We start from the raw sequence: 20821 nt of genomic DNA, 5'->3' as shown, positions 1-20821 counted from the left end.
TTTTCAACCTATGAATATACATCCTTGAACGCGCTTGTGCAAATATTTCGCAAAAATTTCTAAATTGTGTGACACTATGAGCATTTCTATCCCCCAGCTGCCCAAGGGCACGCGCGATTTTTACCCGGAAGCCGAGCGCATCCAGAATTACATTTTTGACACCTGGCGTAGCGTCGCCGAATCTTTTGCCTACGAAGAATACGAAGGCCCGATGTTTGAACATCTGGAGCTTTATACAGGCAAGTCCGGCGAAGAAATCGTAAGCCAGCTTTACAACTTTAAAGACAAGGGCGACCGCGAAATCGCACTCCGCCCCGAAATGACTCCGACGCTCGCCCGCCTCGTAATCCAGAAGGCCCGCGAACTCAAGAAGCCTTTCAAGTGGTTCAGCATGCCGCGCCTGTTCCGTTACGAAAAGGCGCAGAAGGGCCGCCTCCGCGAATTCTTCCAGCTGAACATGGATATTATCGGTACCGAAAGCATTTACGCCGAAGCCGACCTGATGGCAGCCATTGCTACCATGCTCCGCAAGTTCGGCCTCAAGGACGGCGAATTTGCGATCGGCGTCTCTAGCCGCAAACTTTTGGCCACCTACCTCGAAGAAATCGGCGCCCCGAATCCGGCGCTCGTTTACCCGGTGCTTGACCGTCGCTTGAAAATCGGGCCCGAAGCATTCGCCAAGGCTCTGGCCGATGCAGGTCTCAGCGAAGACCAGGTGAAAAAGCTCGACGACTTCATGAGCTGCAAGAGCATCGAAGAAGTCAAGGCCAAGGTGCATAGCGAAAACGCGACTGCCGCCCTCGCCGAAATTGAAGACCTGTTCGCAACGCTTACCGCAGCAGGCTACGGCGAATGCGTGAACCTGGACCTCTCCATTGTTCGCGGCCTCGCCTACTACACCGGCATCGTATTCGAAGTGTTTGACAAGGGTAAATCCATGCGCGCTATCGCTGGCGGTGGCCGCTACGACAGCCTCACCGAAAAGCTCGGTGGCGAACGCATTCCAGGCGTTGGCTTTGGCATGGGCGACGTGGTGCTCGCAGACTTGCTCGCCGAACACAACTTGCTCCCGAGCCCGAAGCAAAGCGTAGACTTCTACATCGCAAGCTTTACAAACGACATGAAGAAGGTGTTCGAAACCGCCCAGGTATTCCGCAACGCCGCAGGTAACACGAACGCCAAGCCGTTCTCGGTCGCTCACCCGCTCGCCGCCATGAAGATGGGCAAGCAACTTGACCAGGCCAACTATCAAGGCGCTAAAATCGTCGTGTACGTAGACGGTTCCAAGGCCGCCGAAGATGAATTCGAATACAAGGACATGCGCACCGGCGAAATGTTCGTCGGAAACGTAGACGCCATCGTTGAACGCAGCAAGAAAGTTATCGAATCCAAGAACGCATAAGGAGATCCCCGGTTGATCCTATCGCCACTACGTGGCTCCAGGATGACAGGGGGAAAAATTCATGACGCCTTTCAAAACATTCCTCAGCATTTTAAGCCTGTTCGTCGTGCTAGGCCTCATGGCGTGGCTCTACCCGGCAAGCGGCATCACCATTGCAGACACCACCTTCAGGTTCCCGGCCCTCACGGACATCTTTGAAAAGCAGGACCCCAATGCCGTCGCCGAAGAAGACAACGCCGAGACCGACCCGCAGAAGGCTATAGAGGAAATGATGGCGGCCACGCAGGCGAAGGAACTCGCGGCATTCTCCGACTCGCTAAAATTCTACGAGGACTTCTTCAAGAACGGGCGCAACAGGTTCGACCTGCCGAACAACGACCCCACATGGTTTGACCGCCTGTTCCTGCACCTGGAACTCGCCAAGATCGATTCGAACATCGTGCATATCATGCACTACGGCGACTCGCAGCTCGAAGAAGACCGCATATCCTCCACCATCCGCGAAGACCTGCAGAAGGAATTCGGCGGTGGCGGCCCGGGCATGCTCCCCGCGGTGCTGAACATCCCGTCGCAGACAACAAGCGTATGGAACAACGGCGACCTCACCCGCTTCATCATGTTCGGGACCGAAGAGGACCGCGCCGACCACAACCGCTACGGCCCGCTCGCGCAGGTCAGCAAGTTGCAGGGTAGCGCCGTCATCGGCATCAAGAAACGCGAAGACAAGGATGGCAAGTTCACGCACGTGGGCGGCTACGGCACCATCAAGGTTCTCGCCAGCAGGCGCGGCAACCTAAGGGTTCGCCTCGCCTACGAAGCCACAGTCATCGAAAACGAAGGCACCGACAAGGAAAAGCGCAAGAAGAAATTTGTGGACGCCCCCGCCCCCACGGACGAAAAATTCAACAAGCTCCGCGTGTTCACGTGGAAACTCCCCGACACCACGTCTAACGCGAAGGTGTACCTCTCCGGCAACGCAGAAATCTACTCCGTCTCTGTCGACGGCCCATACGGTGTCGCAGTCGATAACGTCGCCATGCGCGGCAGTTCGGGCACGGTATTCAGCCGCATGGACAAGGAACTCCTCGCCGAATCGTTCAAGGCGATGAACGCCCGCCTCATCATCATGGAATACGGCGGAAACCTCGTCCCGAGCATCAACAAGAGCAACATCGAATACAACAAGAACCTCATCGCGAAGCAAATCCAGACCATCCAGAATGCAAACCCCGATGCAGACATCCTGTTTATCGGCCCCGCCGACATGGCACGCCAGATAGACGGCAAAATGAAGAGCTACCCCGGCCTGTTGCCCACCATCGAGTTCCTCCGCGAAGTAGCACTCGAGAACGGTGCCGCCTACTGGGACATGTACCGCGTGATGGGCGGAGAAGGCTCCATGCGCAAGTGGGTCAAGCAGTCCCCGCCGCTCGCCGGTGCCGACTACATCCACTTCAGCCGCAGGGGTGCCGCCTACATGGGTGAACTCTTCTGCAATGCGCTGCGCATGCATTATGACTACTTCAAGTTCCGCGACAAGCACAAGATTGACGACGCGAAGTTGAAGGATATCCAAAAGCTCAAGGCGGAGACCGCAGAAAGCGCACAGCCCGCAGAACAAGTTCCGGCTGCAGAAACTGCACCCCAGGCGGAGGCCGCTCAATGAAAGGACTTTCGCGCATACTCGGCATCCTGACATTCGCCATCTCGGCAACTGCGCTTTTCGCAGCACCTCCGGTCTCTACGCCCGCAGGCTACATCGTCGACTTTACCAAATACGACTTCATCGATTCTACGCTCAACATCATACAGTTCCCGAGCGGCAAGGAATCGTTCGAGCCGTTCTTCCAGAAGATGGATTCGCTCGTGTTCGAGAACAAGGGCAAGGTCAACATCCTGCACATCGGCGGTTCGCACATCCAAGCCGACGTCATATCGGGCCGTATCCGCGAGCACCTCGTGAAGGAATACCCGGGTGCCTCTGCAGGCCGCGGGTTCGTTTTCCCGTATTCTGCCGCCCGCACCAACACGCCCTCCAGCTACGGCTCGCAGTACAAGGGCATCTGGGACATGAGCAAGAACGTGCTCCGCGAAGTCAAGAAACCGCTCGGGCTCCTCGGGATTGCCGTCAGCACGTCAGACCCGCGCGCCGAATTCACGCTATTGCTCGACAAGTACAACTCCGCTCCGGTCTACGCCGAAACAAAGTTCCGCCTCTTCGGGTACAGCGACAGCAACAACGTCGTCCCCGTACTCGTAGTCGATTCGGTGGATATCAAGGGTGTACGCGATTCCGCCACGCAGAGCTACGTGTTCAAGAGCCCCCGCCCGATAGACACGCTCCATTTTGCCTTCCGCTGGTCCGATACCGCCCTCCAGGCAAAGGTCGCGCAGTATCTCGTCGATTCGCTTGTACAAGATTCCATCTACCGCGCAAGCCTAGACACGCTTAACGCAGATTCTACCGCAGACAGCACCGCAAAAAAGAACGCGCTTCCCGAGAATCAGGAAGCCTCCGCGGATTCCATGTTCCAGGGCAACTGCGACATCTTGGATACGACCTGCCTCGAGAAGGAAGAACCCAAGAACGACCTGCTCGCCGCATGCCGCGTCTTCCTGGATTCCGCCAGGCAGGCCGACTCTACGGCCGCGCGTGACACCGCCGCCCGCGATTCCTCGCTCGCAGGCGACTCCACCCGCACTGCGGATTCTACCGTCATCGCAGACACATTGCAGAAGGCAATCTGCGATTCGCTCGTCGCGCTTTCCGAAACGCTCTCCTTCACGCGCCCGCGCTTCACCATGACGGGCGTCATCTCGGAATCCGACTACCCGGGCATCGTCTACACGAACGTGGGCATCAACGGCGCACGTATTGCGCACTACTTCGAAGAAACCTGCCCGCTGTTCGAGAAGGAACTCGCCTTCCTCAAGCCCGACCTCGTGATATTTGCGATAGGCATCAACGACGCGAACGTCGAGAAATTCGACGACAAGACCTTCCGCAACAACTACGACATCCTTATCGAGCGCATACGGCGCGTGAACCCGAATGCCGCGTTCATTTTCGAGACAAACAACGACATGTACCGCAAGGTGCGCAAGCGCCGCTACGTGCAGCACCCCGTAGGCGAACAGGCCCGCAAGGCGTTCTTCTTGCTTGCCGAAAAGCACAAGGCCGGCGTTTGGGACAAGTTCTCCCTGATGGGGGGCCTCGGTTCCATGGCCAAGTGGGAAAAGGCAAGCCTCGCGAAAAAGGACAAGATTCACTTCAACATGGCGGGCTACCACCTGCTCGGCGACATGTTCTACAAGGCGCTCATCGACGCCTACCAGGAACACATCGCGAACCTCCCTGCCCTCGAACCGACTCCGAAGAAGGAGGAGGAAAAAAAGAAAAAATAAAAGATCCCCGGCCATGGTTCGACCTCGCTCACCACAGGCGCCGGGGATGACAATAAACACTAGGTTTTGCACCCTCTAGAACAAATGCTTGACTACATAATACCTTACCTCACACGCACGTTTGCTTTCGACCCGAACAGCCCGCTACTCTTTACGCAGTTCTACTTCTGGGGTTTCTTCGCAGTCGTATTCGCCGTCTTCTCGCTCGTCCACAGGAAGCTTTTGCTCCGTAACGCATTCCTGTTTGCGACAAGCCTCTTCTTCTACTACAAGACAAGCGGCAGCTACGTCTGCATTCTCCTCTTCTGCGTAGTCGCGAACTTCTTTATCGGCAAGTGGATCGAGAAGGCGCAGGCGCATTGGAAAAAGAAGTTCCTGATGATTATCGTCGTCATCATCGACCTGCTCGTCCTCTGCTACTACAAGTATTCCTACTTCTTCCTCGACGCCCTCTACGACTTTACCGGCATCGAGTTGCATGTATACAACTTCTTTGCCGCCGCAAGCAACAAGCTGTTCAACACGCACTCGCTCGTCGATACCATCATTCTGCCCGTGGGTATCTCGTTCTTCACGTTCCAGGCGATGAGCTACTGCATCGACATCTACCGCGGTAAAATCAAGCCCGTCACGAACATCCTCAACTTCGGTTTCTACCTCTCGTTCTTCCCGCAGCTCGTCGCGGGCCCCATCGTGCGCGCCGACAAGTTCGTCCCGCAGCTCTACAAGCCGTACTTTCTCCCGCGCCGCACCTTCGGCATCGCCGTATTCTGGATTCTGAACGGCCTCGGCAAGAAGATTATCCTGAGCGACTACCTCGCGACAAACTTCGTGGACCGCGTGTTCGACCAGCCGTTACTCTATACGGGCCTCGAGAACCTCATCGCGCTCTTCGCCTACTCCCTGCAGGTTTATGCCGACTTCTCGGGCTATACCGACATCGCCATCGGCGTTGCACTCCTCATGGGCTTCCGCCTGCCGCAGAACTTCAACAGCCCCTACAAGGCTCTCTCCCCCACTGAATTCTGGCGCCGTTGGCACATCTCGCTTTCCAGCTGGTGGCGCGATTACCTGTACATCCCGCTGGGCGGTAACCGCAACGCAACTCTCGGCACGTTCTTCTGGATGGGCTTCCTGAGCCTTGTGGCCATCATGCTTTCGGGCAGCGTGTGGGTAGCCGTCGCCCTCATCGCGCTGTTCCTCTACATTTCCATTTACGCGTATTTCAAGCCCGATTCCCGCAAGTTCATCACCACCAACATGAACGCCATGGCCACGCAAATCGTAGGCGGCTGGTGGCACGGTGCCAGCTGGAACTTCATCATCTGGGGCGGCCTCAATGGTTTCGGCCAGGTGTTCAACAAGATCTGGGTCAAGCGGAGCATCACCTTCCGCGCCTCGGCAGCCCTCCTGCTGTTCGCGGTGAGCGCCATCGTCTACAAGAACTACCACCTGCCCATCTGCGCGATTACAGCCGTGTGGTTCGGCGTGCTGTTCGTCGGCATCTACGCCGTGATGATATTCCGCCTCTTCAGCCAGAAAACCTTCCACTGGCTCTACGTGGCATGGAACGTGACCCTCACCTTCGTGTTCATCACCTTCACGCGACTCTTCTTCCGCGCAGGCTCGAACCTCGACCCCGCCGAAGCGAATGAAGTCGCCTGGAATACGGCAAAGAACATGGTGAACCAGATGGGTTCCGCCTGGAAATGGGATACCATCGGCACCATCGCCTGGCAGCACATCAACATCATCCTCGTGTTCATCGCGGGCATGCTCATCCACTGGATTCCCAAGAAATGGAAAAGCCGATACCGCATCATGTTCGCCTCGCAGCCCATCCCCCTGATGGTGCTTTCCACGGCGTTCATCATCTTCGTCATCTACCAGTTCATGAGCGCGGACAGCTGCCCGTTCATTTATTTCCAATTCTAGCGGCGAAGCCGCAGTGGTTAGTGGTTAGGAAAAATCACAAGAATTTGCATTTTACTCTTTTTTACACTCTTCGTTCATCTCTTAGTTTATATTTAAAGCATGAACAAAAGAGTGCGTAAATTTTTGGGAAAACTCTTCATTTCGTCTACGGCGTTCCTGTGGACCGCTTGTGACAGCGACACCGCCAGCGCCACACAAGACATTTCCGCGTCAAACGAGCCCCGCACTTTCATCGATATCGAGAAGGAGCTTTCAAAGCTGGAAAAGCCCGACACGACCGGATTAAGAGGAACGACCGTATCGGGATATAAGGCTTGCATTGCAGGAATTTTAGCCGCAGGACCTTCGGAATACACCAGTTATATTGGGGACGATGGCGAATTTGAGGCTGGAGGCGTTGTAGATAACAGAATAGAAGAATTTCTGGAAAGTCCCAAAGGCGCAGCCCTTTCCGATAGCATAAGGAACTGCTACAAGTCCGCCAAATACCTGATTTCTGCAGGCGCATTGGACTACGGCGTCATTCCCTGTAGTTCCTATTCCGATGAAGTTATCGTTGACGACCAGTACATCAACAACCTCCTGAAAGCAGACGAGCTCAAGCGCAGTTCATTCAAAAACGCCCTCGAAAGAGTCAATGAATATATTGCCGATTGCGATTCCCTTAAATAGCCGTCCATAAAACCTATATTTGAATCCGTGGACAGCACCCCGGAAAAAAATTCTGCATTTGAAAAGCGATTAAAGCGGCAGGTTATCGGAAAACCTCACCGCTTCTTGGCCGTTGTCCCGCTTGGTTTCGAACAGACGCTTGTCCGCGAGATGCAAAATTCTGTTACTTTCCACGTCGTCGGGGACGGCAAGGTCGAATTCACCGAGAAACTCGTGGAAGCCTGGAAAATAGCGGCCTACAGCCGCATCGCGAACCGCATCCTGATGCACATCGCCGACTTCAAGGCCGAGAACTTCCGCGAGCTCGAGAAAAAGACCGCAGAAGTTCCCTGGGAGCTCTTCCTGGACGACGGCGGAACGGAAAAAGTCGACATCCACGTCACCTGCAAGCATTCGCGGCTCTACCATAGCGATGCCGTCGCGGAACGCATCGGCAAGTTCCTCCCCTCCCCGAGCACCCCGCAATACCTCTACGTCACGCTCATCGACGACCGATGCACCCTCTGGCTCGACCTCGCGGGCGAAGAGCTGTACAAGCGCGGACACGAGCGGTTCGTGAACGACGCCCCACTCAAGGAAACCATCGCCGCCGCGATGCTCTTCGAAGCCATTTCTATCTCCTCCTCCGAGTCATCCAACATTTCACATTCCACATTCCACATCGCCCTCATCGACCCGATGGCAGGCAGCGGCACGTTCAGTCTCGAGGCCGCCTACATGGCAAGCGGGCTCATCCCCGGCAAGTGCCGCGACTTCGCACTCAAGCACCAGCCCGCATTCAAGCCCGCCACCTGGAAGCATATTGTTTCTTCTATGGATTCACTTGCCCCTACGGGGCTGCGGAATGACAACAAGAAAAAACAAGTGCCTACAGACGTCACACCGAAGCGCGATGCCACCATCGTCACACCGAAGCGCGAAGCGCAAGTGTGTCCAATCGCAAAAATCATCACCAGCGACATCTCGGAACACGCCGTAAACATCATCCGTCACAACGTAGAATGCAGCCCCGGCGTGCAAGTCAACCCGCAAGTCCACGATTTCTTCACCTACACCGCGCAAGAAATCGCCGATGCATGCTGTGCCCGAAATAACGCCAGCATCCCCGCGACCAGCGATAAAGATAAACACGCGACCCGCGATAAACACGCCGCCAGCGACAACGATACACAACCCGTCATCGTCCTGAACCCGCCGTACGGCAAGCGCCTCGACTTCGACGCACCCGCACTCTACACCCGCATCGGCAAAAAGCTCGCGGAACTCGCCCGCGAACTCGAACCCTTCGGCAAAAAACTGACCGTCGCCATCCTCGCCCCCAACGACGACCCGCGCCCCGGCAGCAAGTTCACCTGCACCGCGAACCTCCTGCGCGAATGCCCAGCGCTCGACCCGCAGCGCAACCCCTCCGCAAGGCGCATCGCCACAAGCCACGGCGGCCTCGGCCTGGGTGCATTCATCGCCCAAATCTAGGCCATTTTTCGGCCCTCAAGAACTCATTTTCCGATACGAAAATTCCCGCATCCGTTACGAAAAATATACACTCCCGAAATAAGGAACACCTAGGGAACACTTTGTCTTGATAAACATCACTCTAACCAAATTTTTACATCGCAAATCAGCCATATAAATATATTTTTGGCGTGAATGTTTGGGCAAATAACGAGGTAAATTATGAAAGTTCCGTTTTTCAAGTCTTTGATTGTTGCAGGCGCACTGGTGTTTGCGTGGAACTGCACCAACGACGACAATATCAGCACCCCGGTAGTTCAGCCGGGTGCCGACCAGTTTGCTGCCGTCACTATCCCTAGCTGGATTTTCGAAGGCGACCAGACCTACATCATCACGCCGACCGAAGCAGGGTTCTACGTTGCAGACAAGGCCGGGAACCCCGTCGGCTCATACGACCCGGCATCTGGTGTCGTTTACGATGTATCTGCAACACCCATTGCATCCATCCCGGACCTCTCTCAGCTCTCGGTACTTACCCCGGACCAGACGATTATCAACCCCGACGGCACTATTACGGACCTGGCGGGCAACCCCATCGTCACGCCCGTAGAACCAGATCCCGGTTTCCAGGGTGGCGAAGACCCGATTCCGGTCACCCCGGACCCGGTAATTACCAGTTCGGATACTCCGGTCATCCCGGAATCTTCCGCAACGATCAACCCCGAACAGCCGACGTCCTCCGCCGTCCAGCCGCAGCCCAAGTCTTCCTCCTCTGCCAAGCAGGAGCAGCCGAAGTCTTCCGCGACCCCCGCCAACACAAATTGTGACGGACAGTGCCTCGATGCACCGTCGGGCTCATGCGTTGCCTACTACCAAAGCCTCAAGGGTCCGCACGACGAACAGTACGCCTACGACAAGTCTTGCGAACTGAACTGCTATTACGACCCGAACGGTAAGAATTGCAAGGACATGGGCGCAGGCACCGCACCCAAGTCCTCTAACAGCGTAAAGTCCAGCTCCAGCGCAAAATCCTCGAGCAGCGCTAAGTCCAGCTCTAGCGCCAAATCTTCTAGCAGCGCGAAGTCTTCCAGCAGCCAGCAGGTTCAGTCCAGCAGCTCGCAGCAGCCGTTGACCGGCGGATGCCCGAACATCGTTGTCAAGAACGGCGGCAAAACCGGATCCGGCTGGGCCACCCGTTACTGGGACTGCTGCAAGCCCCACTGCTCTGTTCAAGCAAACACCTCTTACTACTCCAGGCAGTGCACAAACAAGGGCAAGACCGAAAGCAAGGACTGGGGTGCAGGAAGTGTTTGCGCAGGCGGTTCGATGATGGCCTGCACAAGCCAGATTCCGTTCACCATTGACGGCTGTTCCGACATGGGCTTCGCATTCGCCGCTGTACCGGCAAGTGACGGCGGTTCCTGCGGCAAGTGCTACCAGCTCACGTTTACCGGCGAAGGCCACTACAACTCCACTAACGCCAACACCAAGGCAATCAAGGGCAAGAAGCTCATCATCATGACAACGAACATCGGCGGTGACGTGGCTCAGGGCCAGTTCGACATCATGATTCCGGGTGGCGGCGTCGGCATATTCAACGGATGCGCCAGCATGGGCTGGGGCGCTCAAGGCGAACAGTACGGCGGCCTCCTCAGCGACTGCGAAAAGGCAAATAACTATAATGCAAGCAAGTACGCAAGTTGCCTTACTGAAAAGTGCAACAGCGTATTCGCGAACGACAGCGAAGCCAAGAAGGGTTGCATGTTCCTCGTAGATTACCTGCATTCGGCAGGCAACCCCGAGCACAACTACGTCGAAGTGGAATGCCCGCAGGTGCTGAAAGACAGGTACTAATCGTAATTACCCCATGTTTAAAAGACCTCGGCTGTGCCGGGGTCTTTTTTTCATTGTCACACCGAAGCCCCGCAGGGGCAAGAGTGTGATACTCTTGTCGTGCTTCGCGCGCCGGCGGTATGACGTTAGAACATATCTCGAATCGAGAACTTCCGCAGTTTGATGCGGATAGGGAGCGTGCGGGCAAAGGTCCGCCAGTAGGCGACCTCCGACCAGAACACCTCCACCGGAGAGAACGGGCTGAACTTGATGGCACGCCAGCGCCTGCCAATCCAGCGCGTAAGGAAATTCCTGTACTTCACGTTGAAATAGAAGCCAAAGTTCCCGCCGGCAAGCACAATCTCGAGCATGCGGCCGCCAAGCCGCTCATCGGGGGCGCACAGCATACGCTCGCGCTCGAGCCCGTAAATTTGCCCCAGCAACCACATCAGGGCCCTGGACACGCGTAGCAGGCCGAACCTGCGGAGGTTCTTCGCGATTTCGAGACGGTCGCTGTCGCCCGCCTGCTGCAAAAGCACGTAGTAGTCGGTAATCTGCTTCAGGCCTATACCACCCGCCATAAAGTGCCGCTGGATATGCGAGAGCTGCATCGTAAGAGCAAACTTGAGCGACGGGACATAGAAACCCTCCGGCACAAGTTCCGTTTTCGAGATCTCGTCATTCAGGAACTTCATCAGCCGCTTGTTCGTAAACGGATTCAGATTCCCGGACGAAGGCAAAAAGTGCGCCTCCACCGTAACCGCAGCAGCATCGTGGGCCAGGTGCACATGATGCCTCGAAACGCTCACGTTAAGTTTCCGCTTCGCCTCGGCGTACTTTTCCTCGTACGTCATCTTGCGGCCAGTAATCGCCTGCGGTTCGGGCTCCATCAGGCCGAGCCTGCCCAGCAAGCCGATAACGGAATCGCGCCCGCCGTCTATCCAGATGTCGATGTCCCCGCACTGCCGCATGAACCTGTCCGGGTACAGGCGCGCATTCGCCGCCCCCTTCAGGATGGCAGTCCGCCTCCCCTCGCCCGCAAACAGCTCCGTAAGCCGCCTAGCCTCGTCATTCACCAGGCGGTTGTGCCCGCGAATCGCCTCCGCCTCGCTCGCCCACTGGAAAGCGAGGTCCAACGGCGGCCGCCGGTCCTTCGGCAGCTTGCAGACACCCGCATACGCGATGCCCACCACCGAGAGCTTGGACGCCAGGGAATACAAAAGAGACCACTCTTCAGCGGTCTCTACGTTGTAATTTGCACATTCCCCCTCGCCTGCACCGAATGCAAGCCGAATGAGGGTGAAGAGATTAAGTGCAAACCGAATACTCACTAAACCAGAGCAGACGAATCACTCGGATTATCTATGCAGCCTAGATTAAGACAATTACTTTCTTTTGAATCGCAAAGTAAATCTGTACGATTTCGAAGAAAGACAACGTCTATCTTTGGCGTTTTATATTCTTTCTTATGACATATATTCATAACTATGGACCAACAGGAACCTCTTCTGGACAGGGTTGACCACCACAACTGTCCTCCAACAGCACAGCTGGATGATATTTCAGTTCCACCACATCCATCTTAGGCGTTTCGTAGTTTTTCTTTCCTTCCATGATTTATTACCTCACAATTATACGCTTACCATTATAGTAATATGTACCCTGGGTCGTGGGCTTGCCATTGAGTTTGCGCCCCCTTAAATCATACCAACGATCCATCTTAAGTTCACCCGTCGTGGTATTCAACACCCCACCTCCAATAGCAAGTCCCTTCTTACCGACAATTTCAACATCGATAAATTCAGGCAGAGAACCAATATTAGCATTGTCGCTTATTCTTGCAGACTTAGCAAGAGACTTATCATATACCAAGTAGGCTCGCATCGGTGCTAAATCTATTTTTTCAAATCCGGTAGATTTGAGTCTTATAAAAGAGCCCTTCGTCACATTTCTTTTCTGTTCACCAGAATAGCCATAAGCATACTTCCATTCAGGATGGTCTTCATTGAAAGAAACTTTTTCATATACGCCTTTGAAGGCCCATCCATTATGGACAGATGGATTCATAATATCGGTACTTAAAGAAACAGAATTACTCAAATTAAACTCTATATTCTTCGATTCTTGATCAGCAATAAAGATATAAGGTTTATTCGCCTTCAATTCATTATCATCCGGTTCCTTGATACGGAACAACCAGCCCGTTTCTGAAGAATATTCCATCGCCATGAACTCCCAGAATTCACCACCACTAACGTCATTCAGGCTTACCGTGAACGGGAACATAACCGTCGACTTTACTCCTCCAGAAAAATCACGATTGAAGACAACCTGATCGACAGAGACATTGTCAGCCGTGGGAATAATCACAGTTTCTTCAGATGTTCCATCAATCACCGCAGTCTTGGTTTTATCTTCATTTTCAAAGATTTGAATACCGCCATATGTAGAGACAAGTACCGGGAACTTAGCCCACTTGGCTGTCAATGTAATATCACCAGTGGAACCCGCAGAGATACTTTCTACAAGTTCATCACTTACATTGAACCAGCCAAGGAACTTGAATCCAGACTTAGCCACCGGCAGGAGCGCAAGGTCATTCTCAAGGACAGTGTAAGATGTCGGATTGGGATTTGCAAGGTCATCAGCACCCACATAGGTAATCGAGTATTCAATCGGAGTCCACTTGGCAAAGAATGCCGTATCACCGATAGAACCCGCAGCAATCGAAGTCACCTTATCACCCGTATATTCATCATTGCTGTACCAGCCATCAAATTCATAGCCATTTCTAGTCGGGGTTGCAAGTTCCGTTGCAGAGGCCGCCGTGTATGTATTCGGCGTCAGTTCAGCGGGTTCGCCATCTATATTGTATGTAATCGTGTACGGAACCGGCACCCACTTAGCGTAGAAGGTTGTGTCACCGGTAGAACCCTTAGCAATACCTGTCACGGCATCGCCTTCGAAGTTTGCGTTAGTAAACCAGCCGCCGAAGGTGTAACCAGCACTGTCTGCAGGATTCCTTAATGTAATAGCATCATCAACAGTATACAAAGTATCACAACGAGGTTTATCCGTTCCTACATAAGTGATCTTGTATATCTTGTTCCATTTACCGTAGAATGTGAAATCGCCCGTAGTTCCTTTAGCAACATTGGGATTCTTATTTCCAGAAAATTCCGCATTCTTAAACCATCCACCAAACTTATATTCAGCAGATATTGAAGCAGGGTCTGGATTTGTAGTTTTTTTAATAGTGGGTTCATGAACAACCATATTCATTACCGGTTAAGTTAAAATATATCCTTTTTTCTTGTTAAGTGGTATACCCTTGTGGTCTAGGCAGCCTGTTTTGACAGCCTATATTCCACCGGTGTCATGTAACCGAGCGAACTATGGAGCCGTTTCCGGTTGTAGAACAGCTCGATGTACCTGAAAACGGCCTCCCGCACGTCTTCGATGTCCTTGAAGTCTCGCCTGTAGGCCATCTCCTTCTTGAAGCTTGCGAAGAAGCTTTCCATGCAGGCGTTGTCGTAGGGGCAGCCCGGGGCGCTCATCGAGGGCGTTATCCCATTCTCCGAGAGCATCGTGCGGTAGCCCATGCTGCTGTACTGCACGCCACGGTCGGAATGGAAGATTAGTCCGTCGTGATGGCCGCGTTGCATGATGGCATTGGACAACGCGCGCTTGACAAGTTCCGTGTCGATGTTCTTGCTCACGGCATAACCCACCGCCTCCTTGTTGCATAGGTCAAGTACCACGGCAAGGTACACCCAGCCAAGCGTAGTCTTGACGTAGGTGATGTCGCCGGCCCAGACGGCGTTCAGACTGTCGGGATCGAACTTCCGCTGCACCAGGTTCTCGCTGTACATGGAGTCACATTTGCCCTTGCGGTAGGGTTTCCATTTCTTGAGCGTGACCGGATAGAGACCGTTCTCGCGCATGATGCGGCGCAGTTTCCACACCTTTACCTCGTCACCCTTGTCATGGAGTGCCGCCTGCATCTTCGGGCAACCGTACACGCGGTGGTTTTCTTCGAAGGTGTCGCGGACCTTCTGGACAAGCCGTTCTTCGCGGGCCTTCTTCTCGGCACGTTTTTCCTGCTGGCGCGACCACTGGTAGTAGGAACACTGCGGTATTCCTAGGGCTCTGCACATCTTCCTGACTGAGTATTTCTTGCGGTTCACGTGTATCGCCTCGCATTTCAGTCGTGTGGTCGCATAAAGATGTGCAGGGATTTTTTTAGGATCTCTACCGTCTCCTTCTCGTCCGCAAGCTCCTTTTCACGCTTCTTCAGGAGTTTTTCCAGTTCCCTGTTCTTGGCGGCGAGTTCCTCGACGGACACCTTGCGGATTCGCCGTTCCTCGCGGTAGCTCGGCAGGTTGTGTTCCTTGCGGTACTCGTTTACCCACCGACCGACTGTATTGGGCCCGATTCCGAGTTCCTTGGCTATTTGGTTTGCTGACTTTTCGCCTTTCAGGACCAGCTTGATGACCTGTTCCCTTGTCTCGGAGCTATAGTTGATTTTTGCCATTGTTTTACCTTTTGGGGGTTGCGCAATGAATATAGTAGCTTATGCTACCCTCTTATTAAACTCCTGCATGGTCCAGTCCTTTATACTAAACTTACTTTCAACGTTGAAACTTTTCGGATATTTTTTATTGTCAGAAACATCACAACCATTACATTCATACGTAATCGTGTAAGAAATAGTATCCCACGTCGGATAAACAATCAAAGGAGCATTAGCGGAATACTCATCACCGAAAGCGTAAGTCAGCCCTTCCTCAGAAACCCATCCACTCTGCAAATAGCCTTTGCGAGTATAAGACGTATCCCTTAGTGTATAGGGCTCATTATGGAATTTCTTTTCAGAAGCAACAAGCCCTGTTCCATAGGCTCCCGCTCTATATGTGATGTCATAAGTGACAGTATCCCATTCTGCATAAAGCGTAATGTCTTCAGTCAAACCCGCAGGAATGCTTGTTTTCTTATCCTTAAATTCAGCATCTGCATACCAGCCCAAGAAACGATGTTTTTCATCCCATTCAGGATTGGAAAGAAGCATTCCATCAACAGTAAACTCGTCTGCATTTGAATTTGTGCATTCATCCGAACAGTTCAATACATAGTTTACCGTATAAGAATTTTTCACCCACTTGGCATAGAGATTTACATCTGTCGTAATAGTCTTTTTAAAATCAAATGATTTTTCCGCACCGCTTTCAAACCAACCTTCGAAAGTATAGCCAGGATGCGGATCCATCTTATCAACGGTCAGTTCAGTGGCCTTCTCGTTTTCATATACAGTACTTACGTACGAAGCCGTAGACGCATCGTTCTCAAAGAAACGAACTGTATAGACCGGCGCAGTAGTCCATACGGCAAGCAAAGTCGTATCCCTTGTTGCAAGGGGAAGATTGTCAAGTCCATCTGCAACTAAAGCAGTTGTAGGACTTTCTGCAAAAGCCCAGCCCATAAAATTATACTTTACATTTTGAGCATCAATAAATGAAGTCGGTCTAGCAAAGCCCTGAACAACAATTCTCTTTCCATCTTCAATCTTTATTGATACCGATTCAGAAGATCCATCTGGGAACGTTCCGAGCAAGTCCCCGTTAACAGGTGGATTTGTAGTTTTTTTAATAGTGGGTTCATGAACAACCATATTCATTACCGGTTAAGTTAAAATATATCCTTTTTTCTTGTTAAGTGGTATACCCTTGTGGTCTAGGCAGCCTGTTTTGACAGCCTATATTCCACCGGTGTCATGTAACCGAGCGAACTATGGAGCCGTTTCCGGTTGTAGAACAGCTCGATGTACCTGAAAACGGCCTCCCGCACGTCTTCGATGTCCTTGAAGTCTCGCCTGTAGGCCATCTCCTTCTTGAAGCTTGCGAAGAAGCTTTCCATGCAGGCGTTGTCGTAGGGGCAGCCCGGGGCGCTCATCGAGGGCGTTATCCCATTCTCCGAGAGCATCGTGCGGTAGCCCATGCTGCTGTACTGCACGCCACGGTCGGAATGGAAGATTAGTCCGTCGTGATGGCCGCGTTGCATGATGGCATTGGACAACGCGCGCTTGACAAGTTCCGTGTCGATGTTCTTGCTCACGGCATAACCCACCGCCTCCTTGTTGCATAGGTCAAGTACCACGGCAAGGTACACCCAGCCAAGCGTAGTCTTGACGTAGGTGATGTCGCCGGCCCAGACGGCGTTCAGACTGTCGGGATCGAACTTCCGCTGCACCAGGTTCTCGCTGTACATGGAGTCACATTTGCCCTTGCGGTAGGGTTTCCATTTCTTGAGCGTGACCGGATAGAGACCGTTCTCGCGCATGATGCGGCGCAGTTTCCACACCTTTACCTCGACACCCTTGTCTTGGAGTGCCGCCAGCATCTTCGGGCAACCGTACACGCGGTGGTTTTCTTCGAAGGTGTCGCGGACCTTCTGGACAAGCCGTTCTTCACGGGCCTTGCGTTCGGCCCTTGCCGTTTCCTGTTTTGACCACTGGTAGTAGGAACACTGCGGTATTCCTAGAGCTCTGCACATCTTCCTGACTGAGTATTTCTTGCGGTTCACGTGTATCGCCTCGCATTTCAGTCGTGTGGTCGCATAAAGATGTGCAGGGATTTTTTTAGGATCTCTACCGTCTCCTTCTCGTCCGCGAGTTCCTTTTCGCGTTTCTTCAGGAGCTTCTCCAGTTCCCTGTTCTTGGCGGCGAGTTCCTCGACGGACACCTTGCGGATGCGCCGTTCCTCGCGATAGCTCGGCAGGTTGTGTTCCTTGCGGTACTCGTTTACCCACCTACCGACCGTATTTGGCCCTATTCCGAGTTCCTTGGCTATCTGATTTGCGGACTTTTCGCCTTTCAGGACCAGTTTGATGACTTGTTCCCTTGTCTCGGAGTTGTAGTTGACTTTTGCCATTGTTTTACCTTTTTGGGGTTGCGCAATGAATATAGTAGCTTATGCTACCCTCTTATTAAACTCCTGCATGGTCCACCCTGCCAAAAATGTGATTTTCGTCAAATTTCGGGGATTTTAGCCCCGCCGAAGCAGGGCACGAGATTATACGACTACCGGGCCACTACAACGAGAGAATAACCTTCTCAGGGAGATTGGTATTTCGCACAATGACATCAAGCGGCACACCATCGCGCAGCAACCCCTTCGCGATTTCCTTGGATTTTTCCAACGCGGCCTCGTACTTCTCCATAGCCCGATCAACGTCGCTCATATCTACAGTCATAAGATACCTCGCACTAAAATTACACATTTTTACGGCATTTTGCAATACCCTGAACACGGGGTCCTGCGAAAACTCGCTGAAACCTGCCTCGCGGTTGAGAGTGTCGATTGCCCTGAGCCATTGCGCGAGGCGACTGTTGTCGTCTGCATAGGCATCGGCATGTTCGAGGAACTTCTTCACCTCGACAATCGTCATGGTCTGCAAGTCGAAATATAGCATGCCCTCCTGATTGCTGAGTTGCACGACATGCCGGTAGTTTTTCGACTTCGGGAAAGCCTCAAAGAACTGGAAACTCACGACATTCAGGTTTTCGAGCAACGGAGGGGCGCCGCGCTTCACCATGTTGCTAGTAATGCGGGATACGTAGAGCACAAGGCGTGCCGGGTAGAGCGTGTTGTTATTGTGCTGCACGTCGATGGAGATGCGGTCGCGGGGTTGTCCCACGCCGCGGTCGTTTACAAGCATAATGTCAGGCTCTACGCTGCTGTTGCCCGTCTCGCCCGGGACGAAGGGATTCACGATTCTCGCGTGACTGATGCAGTCGCACCCGAAGAGGTCGAGACTTGCGTTCACAAGGTCAGTGGTAAGCGCGATGTTCTCCTCGCTTGCGAAAATCTTCTTGAACACCCCATCGTTGTAGATGTAAGCATTCTCGTGCTCGTACGCCTTCATGATAGCGTCAACATCTTCGCCCCTTTCATTTGCTTCCTTGAGCAATTTGATAAACCTAGCAAACTGTTTACGGTCCATTTTACATTCCTTTTTCTGCGGGAACGCCCCCGCAAAGGCGGATAGAGAAGGCCCTATCTATACTATAAAACGGTTTCGCGGACAAAATGAGCCAAAACGACGCTAATTTTTTTCTTCACACCCTTTTTTTTCTACATTTCTCCGCGAAACAAAGGCTCAACCCATTAAAAAAGATCCCCGCCTTCGCGGGGATGACGATGTAAATGGGAACGCCGCATCAAAGAGGATTATTATGCCGAAACTTCGTTCGCTCAAGACTATGGAAGGCCGTGAAATGGCCGGTGCACGCGCCCTGTGGCACGCAACTGGAACCAAGGTGGAAGACTTTGGTAAGCCCGTCATCTGCGTGGTGAACAGCTATACCCAGTTTGTTCCGGGACACGTCCACCTGAAGGACTTGGGCCAGGTTGTCGCCCGCGCGATCGAAGCCGCAGGCGGTGTCGCCAAGGAAATGAACACCATCGCGGTCGATGACGGTATCGCCATGGGCCACGACGGCATGCTCTACAGCTTGCCCAGCCGCGACCTGATTGCAGACTCTACCGAATACATGGCTAACGCCCACCGCGCCGACGCCCTTGTGTGCATCTCCAACTGCGACAAGGTGACTCCGGGTATGCTCATGGCCGCCATGCGCCTCAACATCCCCGCAATCTTCGTCAGCGGCGGCCCCATGGAAGCCGGCCACGTGACCACGAAGGACGGCAAGGACCGCGCCCTCGACCTGATTGACGCCATGATCGATTCCGCCGACAGCACCATCAGCGATGAAGAAGTGGCCGCCATCGAAGCGAACTCCTGCCCCACTTGCGGTTCCTGCTCCGGTATGTTCACCGCAAACTCCATGAACTCCCTGACCGAAGCCTTGGGCCTCAGCTTGCCCGGTAACGGCACCATCGTTGCGACCCACGCCGAACGCAAGAAGCTGTTCGAAGCCGCCGGTAAGCGCATCGTGGAACTCTGCCACCAGTATTACGATTTGAACGACGACAGCATCCTCCCGCGTAGCATCGCCACGAAGGACGCTTTCGAAAACGCCATGCGCCTCGACATTGCCATGGGCGGCTCCTCCAACACCGTTCTTCACTTGCTCGCCGTGGCCCAGGAAGCAGGCGTCGACTTCACCATGAAGGACATCGACCGCCTCTCCCGCAACACGCCGTGCATCTGCAAGGTGGCCCCGACGGTCCACAACATCCACGTGGAAAACGTGAACCGCGCCGGTGGCATCATGGGCATCATGGGCGAACTCGACCGCATGGGCCTCATCCACAAGAATGCAAAGACCGTTCACGCCGCAACCATGGGCGAAGCCCTCGAAGTGAACGACCTCAAGCGTAACCCGACCGCCGAAGCCAAGCAGCGCTACCTCGCCGGCCCGGGCCGCAAGTACAACCTGGTCGCCTTCTCGCAGAACTTCATGTACCCGGATCACGATCTCGACCGCGCTAACGGCGCTATCCGTGATGGCGAACACGCCTACACCAAGGACGGCGGCCTCGCCGTTCTGTACGGTAACCTCGCTGTTGATGGTTGCATCGTGAAGACCGCCGGCGTCGATGAATCCATCTTCAAGTTCACCGGCCCCGCCGTGGTGTTCGAAAGCCAGGAAGATGCCGTGAAGGGCATTCTCGACCCGAACGTGGTGAAGGCTGGCGACGTGGTCGTTATCCGCTACGAAGGCCCGAAGGGTGGCCCCGGCATGCAGGAAATGCTCTACCCGACCAGCTACCTCAAGAGCCGTCACCTCGGCAAGTCCTGCGCCCTCCTTACCGACGGACGCTTCTCCGGCGGTACGAGCGGTCTCTCCATCGGCCACGCTTCTCCGGAAGCCGCCAACAAGGGTAACATCGGCCTCGTGCACACGGGCGACGTCATCGAAATTGACATCCCGAACCGCAGCATCAACGTGCAACTCACCGACGACGAACTCGCCGCACGCCGCAAGGAAATGGAAGCCCGCGGCGCCAAGGCATGGCAGCCGGAACACCGCGACCGCGTTGTGTCCAAGGCCTTGCAGGCATACGCTGCGATGGCATCGTCTGCCGACAAGGGTGCAGTCCGCGATTTGAGCCTCATTGGAGTTAAGTAAGTAAAAAAAGATCCCCGCCTTCGCGGGGATGA

General features: G+C 53.9%; 17 protein-coding genes. 8 read left to right on the top strand and 9 right to left on the bottom strand.

Annotated features, from left to right (window positions below):
• The first annotated feature begins 76 nt into the window (after positions 1–76).
• The 7 genes from hisS (at position 77) to CRO08_RS05735 (ending at position 10720) form a co-directional block, all read left to right on the top strand.
• Positions 77–1402, top strand: a complete 1326-nt coding sequence (gene hisS, locus CRO08_RS05765; protein ID WP_097035396.1) for a histidine--tRNA ligase — start codon at positions 77–79, stop codon at positions 1400–1402.
• 61 nt (positions 1403–1463) lie between these two features.
• Positions 1464–3068 (top strand): hypothetical protein, encoded by a 1605-nt coding sequence (locus tag CRO08_RS05760; protein ID WP_097035395.1) that lies wholly within the window; start codon positions 1464–1466, stop codon positions 3066–3068.
• A complete protein-coding gene (locus CRO08_RS17300) occupies positions 3065–4807 on the top strand; it encodes a GDSL-type esterase/lipase family protein (RefSeq protein ID WP_254794604.1) in 1743 nt (580 codons plus the stop codon). Before CRO08_RS05760 ends, CRO08_RS17300 begins: the two co-directional genes overlap by 4 nt.
• Positions 4808–4891: 84 nt before the next feature.
• Positions 4892–6742, top strand: a complete 1851-nt coding sequence (locus CRO08_RS05750) for an MBOAT family protein (RefSeq protein ID WP_097035394.1) — start codon at positions 4892–4894, stop codon at positions 6740–6742.
• A 99-nt stretch (positions 6743–6841) separates the two neighbouring features.
• Positions 6842–7414 carry a hypothetical protein gene (locus tag CRO08_RS05745; protein ID WP_097035393.1) on the top strand — a complete coding sequence of 191 codons (573 nt, stop codon included), beginning with the start codon at positions 6842–6844 and terminating at the stop codon, positions 7412–7414.
• A gap of 27 nt (positions 7415–7441) precedes the next feature.
• On the top strand, positions 7442–8887 hold the full coding sequence (locus CRO08_RS05740) for a class I SAM-dependent RNA methyltransferase (RefSeq protein WP_097035392.1): 1446 nt from the start codon (positions 7442–7444) through the stop codon (positions 8885–8887).
• A 201-nt stretch (positions 8888–9088) separates the two neighbouring features.
• A complete protein-coding gene (locus CRO08_RS05735; protein WP_097035391.1) occupies positions 9089–10720 on the top strand; it encodes a glycosyl hydrolase family 5 in 1632 nt (543 codons plus the stop codon).
• Between the two features lie 125 nt (positions 10721–10845).
• Here the strand turns inward: CRO08_RS05735 and CRO08_RS05730 are convergent, their stop codons facing one another.
• The 9 genes from CRO08_RS05730 to CRO08_RS05695 all read right to left on the bottom strand — a co-directional run bounded on the left by CRO08_RS05730 (position 10846) and on the right by CRO08_RS05695 (position 18697).
• The gene (locus tag CRO08_RS05730; RefSeq protein ID WP_097035390.1) at positions 10846–12030 is read right to left on the bottom strand and encodes a nucleotidyltransferase family protein; all 1185 of its coding nucleotides are present in this window, start codon (positions 12028–12030) and stop codon (positions 10846–10848) included.
• Positions 12031–12184: 154 nt separating this feature from the next.
• On the bottom strand, positions 12185–12313 hold the full coding sequence (locus CRO08_RS17295) for a hypothetical protein (RefSeq protein ID WP_255252248.1): 129 nt from the start codon (positions 12311–12313) through the stop codon (positions 12185–12187).
• A gap of 6 nt (positions 12314–12319) precedes the next feature.
• Positions 12320–13981 carry an InlB B-repeat-containing protein gene (locus tag CRO08_RS05725; RefSeq protein WP_097035389.1) on the bottom strand — a complete coding sequence of 554 codons (1662 nt, stop codon included), beginning with the start codon at positions 13979–13981 and terminating at the stop codon, positions 12320–12322.
• Positions 13982–14037: 56 nt separating this feature from the next.
• Positions 14038–14886 carry an IS3 family transposase gene (locus tag CRO08_RS05720; RefSeq protein ID WP_176495013.1) on the bottom strand — a complete coding sequence of 283 codons (849 nt, stop codon included), beginning with the start codon at positions 14884–14886 and terminating at the stop codon, positions 14038–14040.
• A gap of 17 nt (positions 14887–14903) precedes the next feature.
• Positions 14904–15233, bottom strand: coding sequence for a transposase (locus CRO08_RS05715; protein WP_097034692.1), 330 nt, complete (start codon positions 15231–15233; stop codon positions 14904–14906).
• A 39-nt stretch (positions 15234–15272) separates the two neighbouring features.
• On the bottom strand, positions 15273–16373 hold the full coding sequence (locus CRO08_RS05710; protein ID WP_097035388.1) for an InlB B-repeat-containing protein: 1101 nt from the start codon (positions 16371–16373) through the stop codon (positions 15273–15275).
• A gap of 56 nt (positions 16374–16429) precedes the next feature.
• A complete protein-coding gene (locus CRO08_RS05705; protein WP_176495016.1) occupies positions 16430–17278 on the bottom strand; it encodes an IS3 family transposase in 849 nt (282 codons plus the stop codon).
• 17 nt (positions 17279–17295) lie between these two features.
• Positions 17296–17625, bottom strand: a complete 330-nt coding sequence (locus CRO08_RS05700) for a transposase (RefSeq protein WP_073321178.1) — start codon at positions 17623–17625, stop codon at positions 17296–17298.
• A 160-nt stretch (positions 17626–17785) separates the two neighbouring features.
• Positions 17786–18697, bottom strand: coding sequence for a PD-(D/E)XK nuclease family transposase (locus tag CRO08_RS05695; protein WP_097035387.1), 912 nt, complete (start codon positions 18695–18697; stop codon positions 17786–17788).
• Positions 18698–18929: 232 nt separating this feature from the next.
• Here CRO08_RS05695 and ilvD point away from each other — a divergent pair, with 232 nt between their 5' ends.
• Positions 18930–20789 (top strand): dihydroxy-acid dehydratase, encoded by a 1860-nt coding sequence (ilvD, locus tag CRO08_RS05690; protein WP_097035386.1) that lies wholly within the window; start codon positions 18930–18932, stop codon positions 20787–20789.
• Positions 20790–20821 lie beyond the last annotated feature (32 nt).

The sequence above is a fragment of the Fibrobacter sp. UWT3 genome, from assembly GCF_900230125.1.
Classification (GTDB): Bacteria; Fibrobacterota; Fibrobacteria; order Fibrobacterales; family Fibrobacteraceae; genus Fibrobacter.
This window is presented reverse-complemented; position numbering and strand designations above follow the sequence as displayed.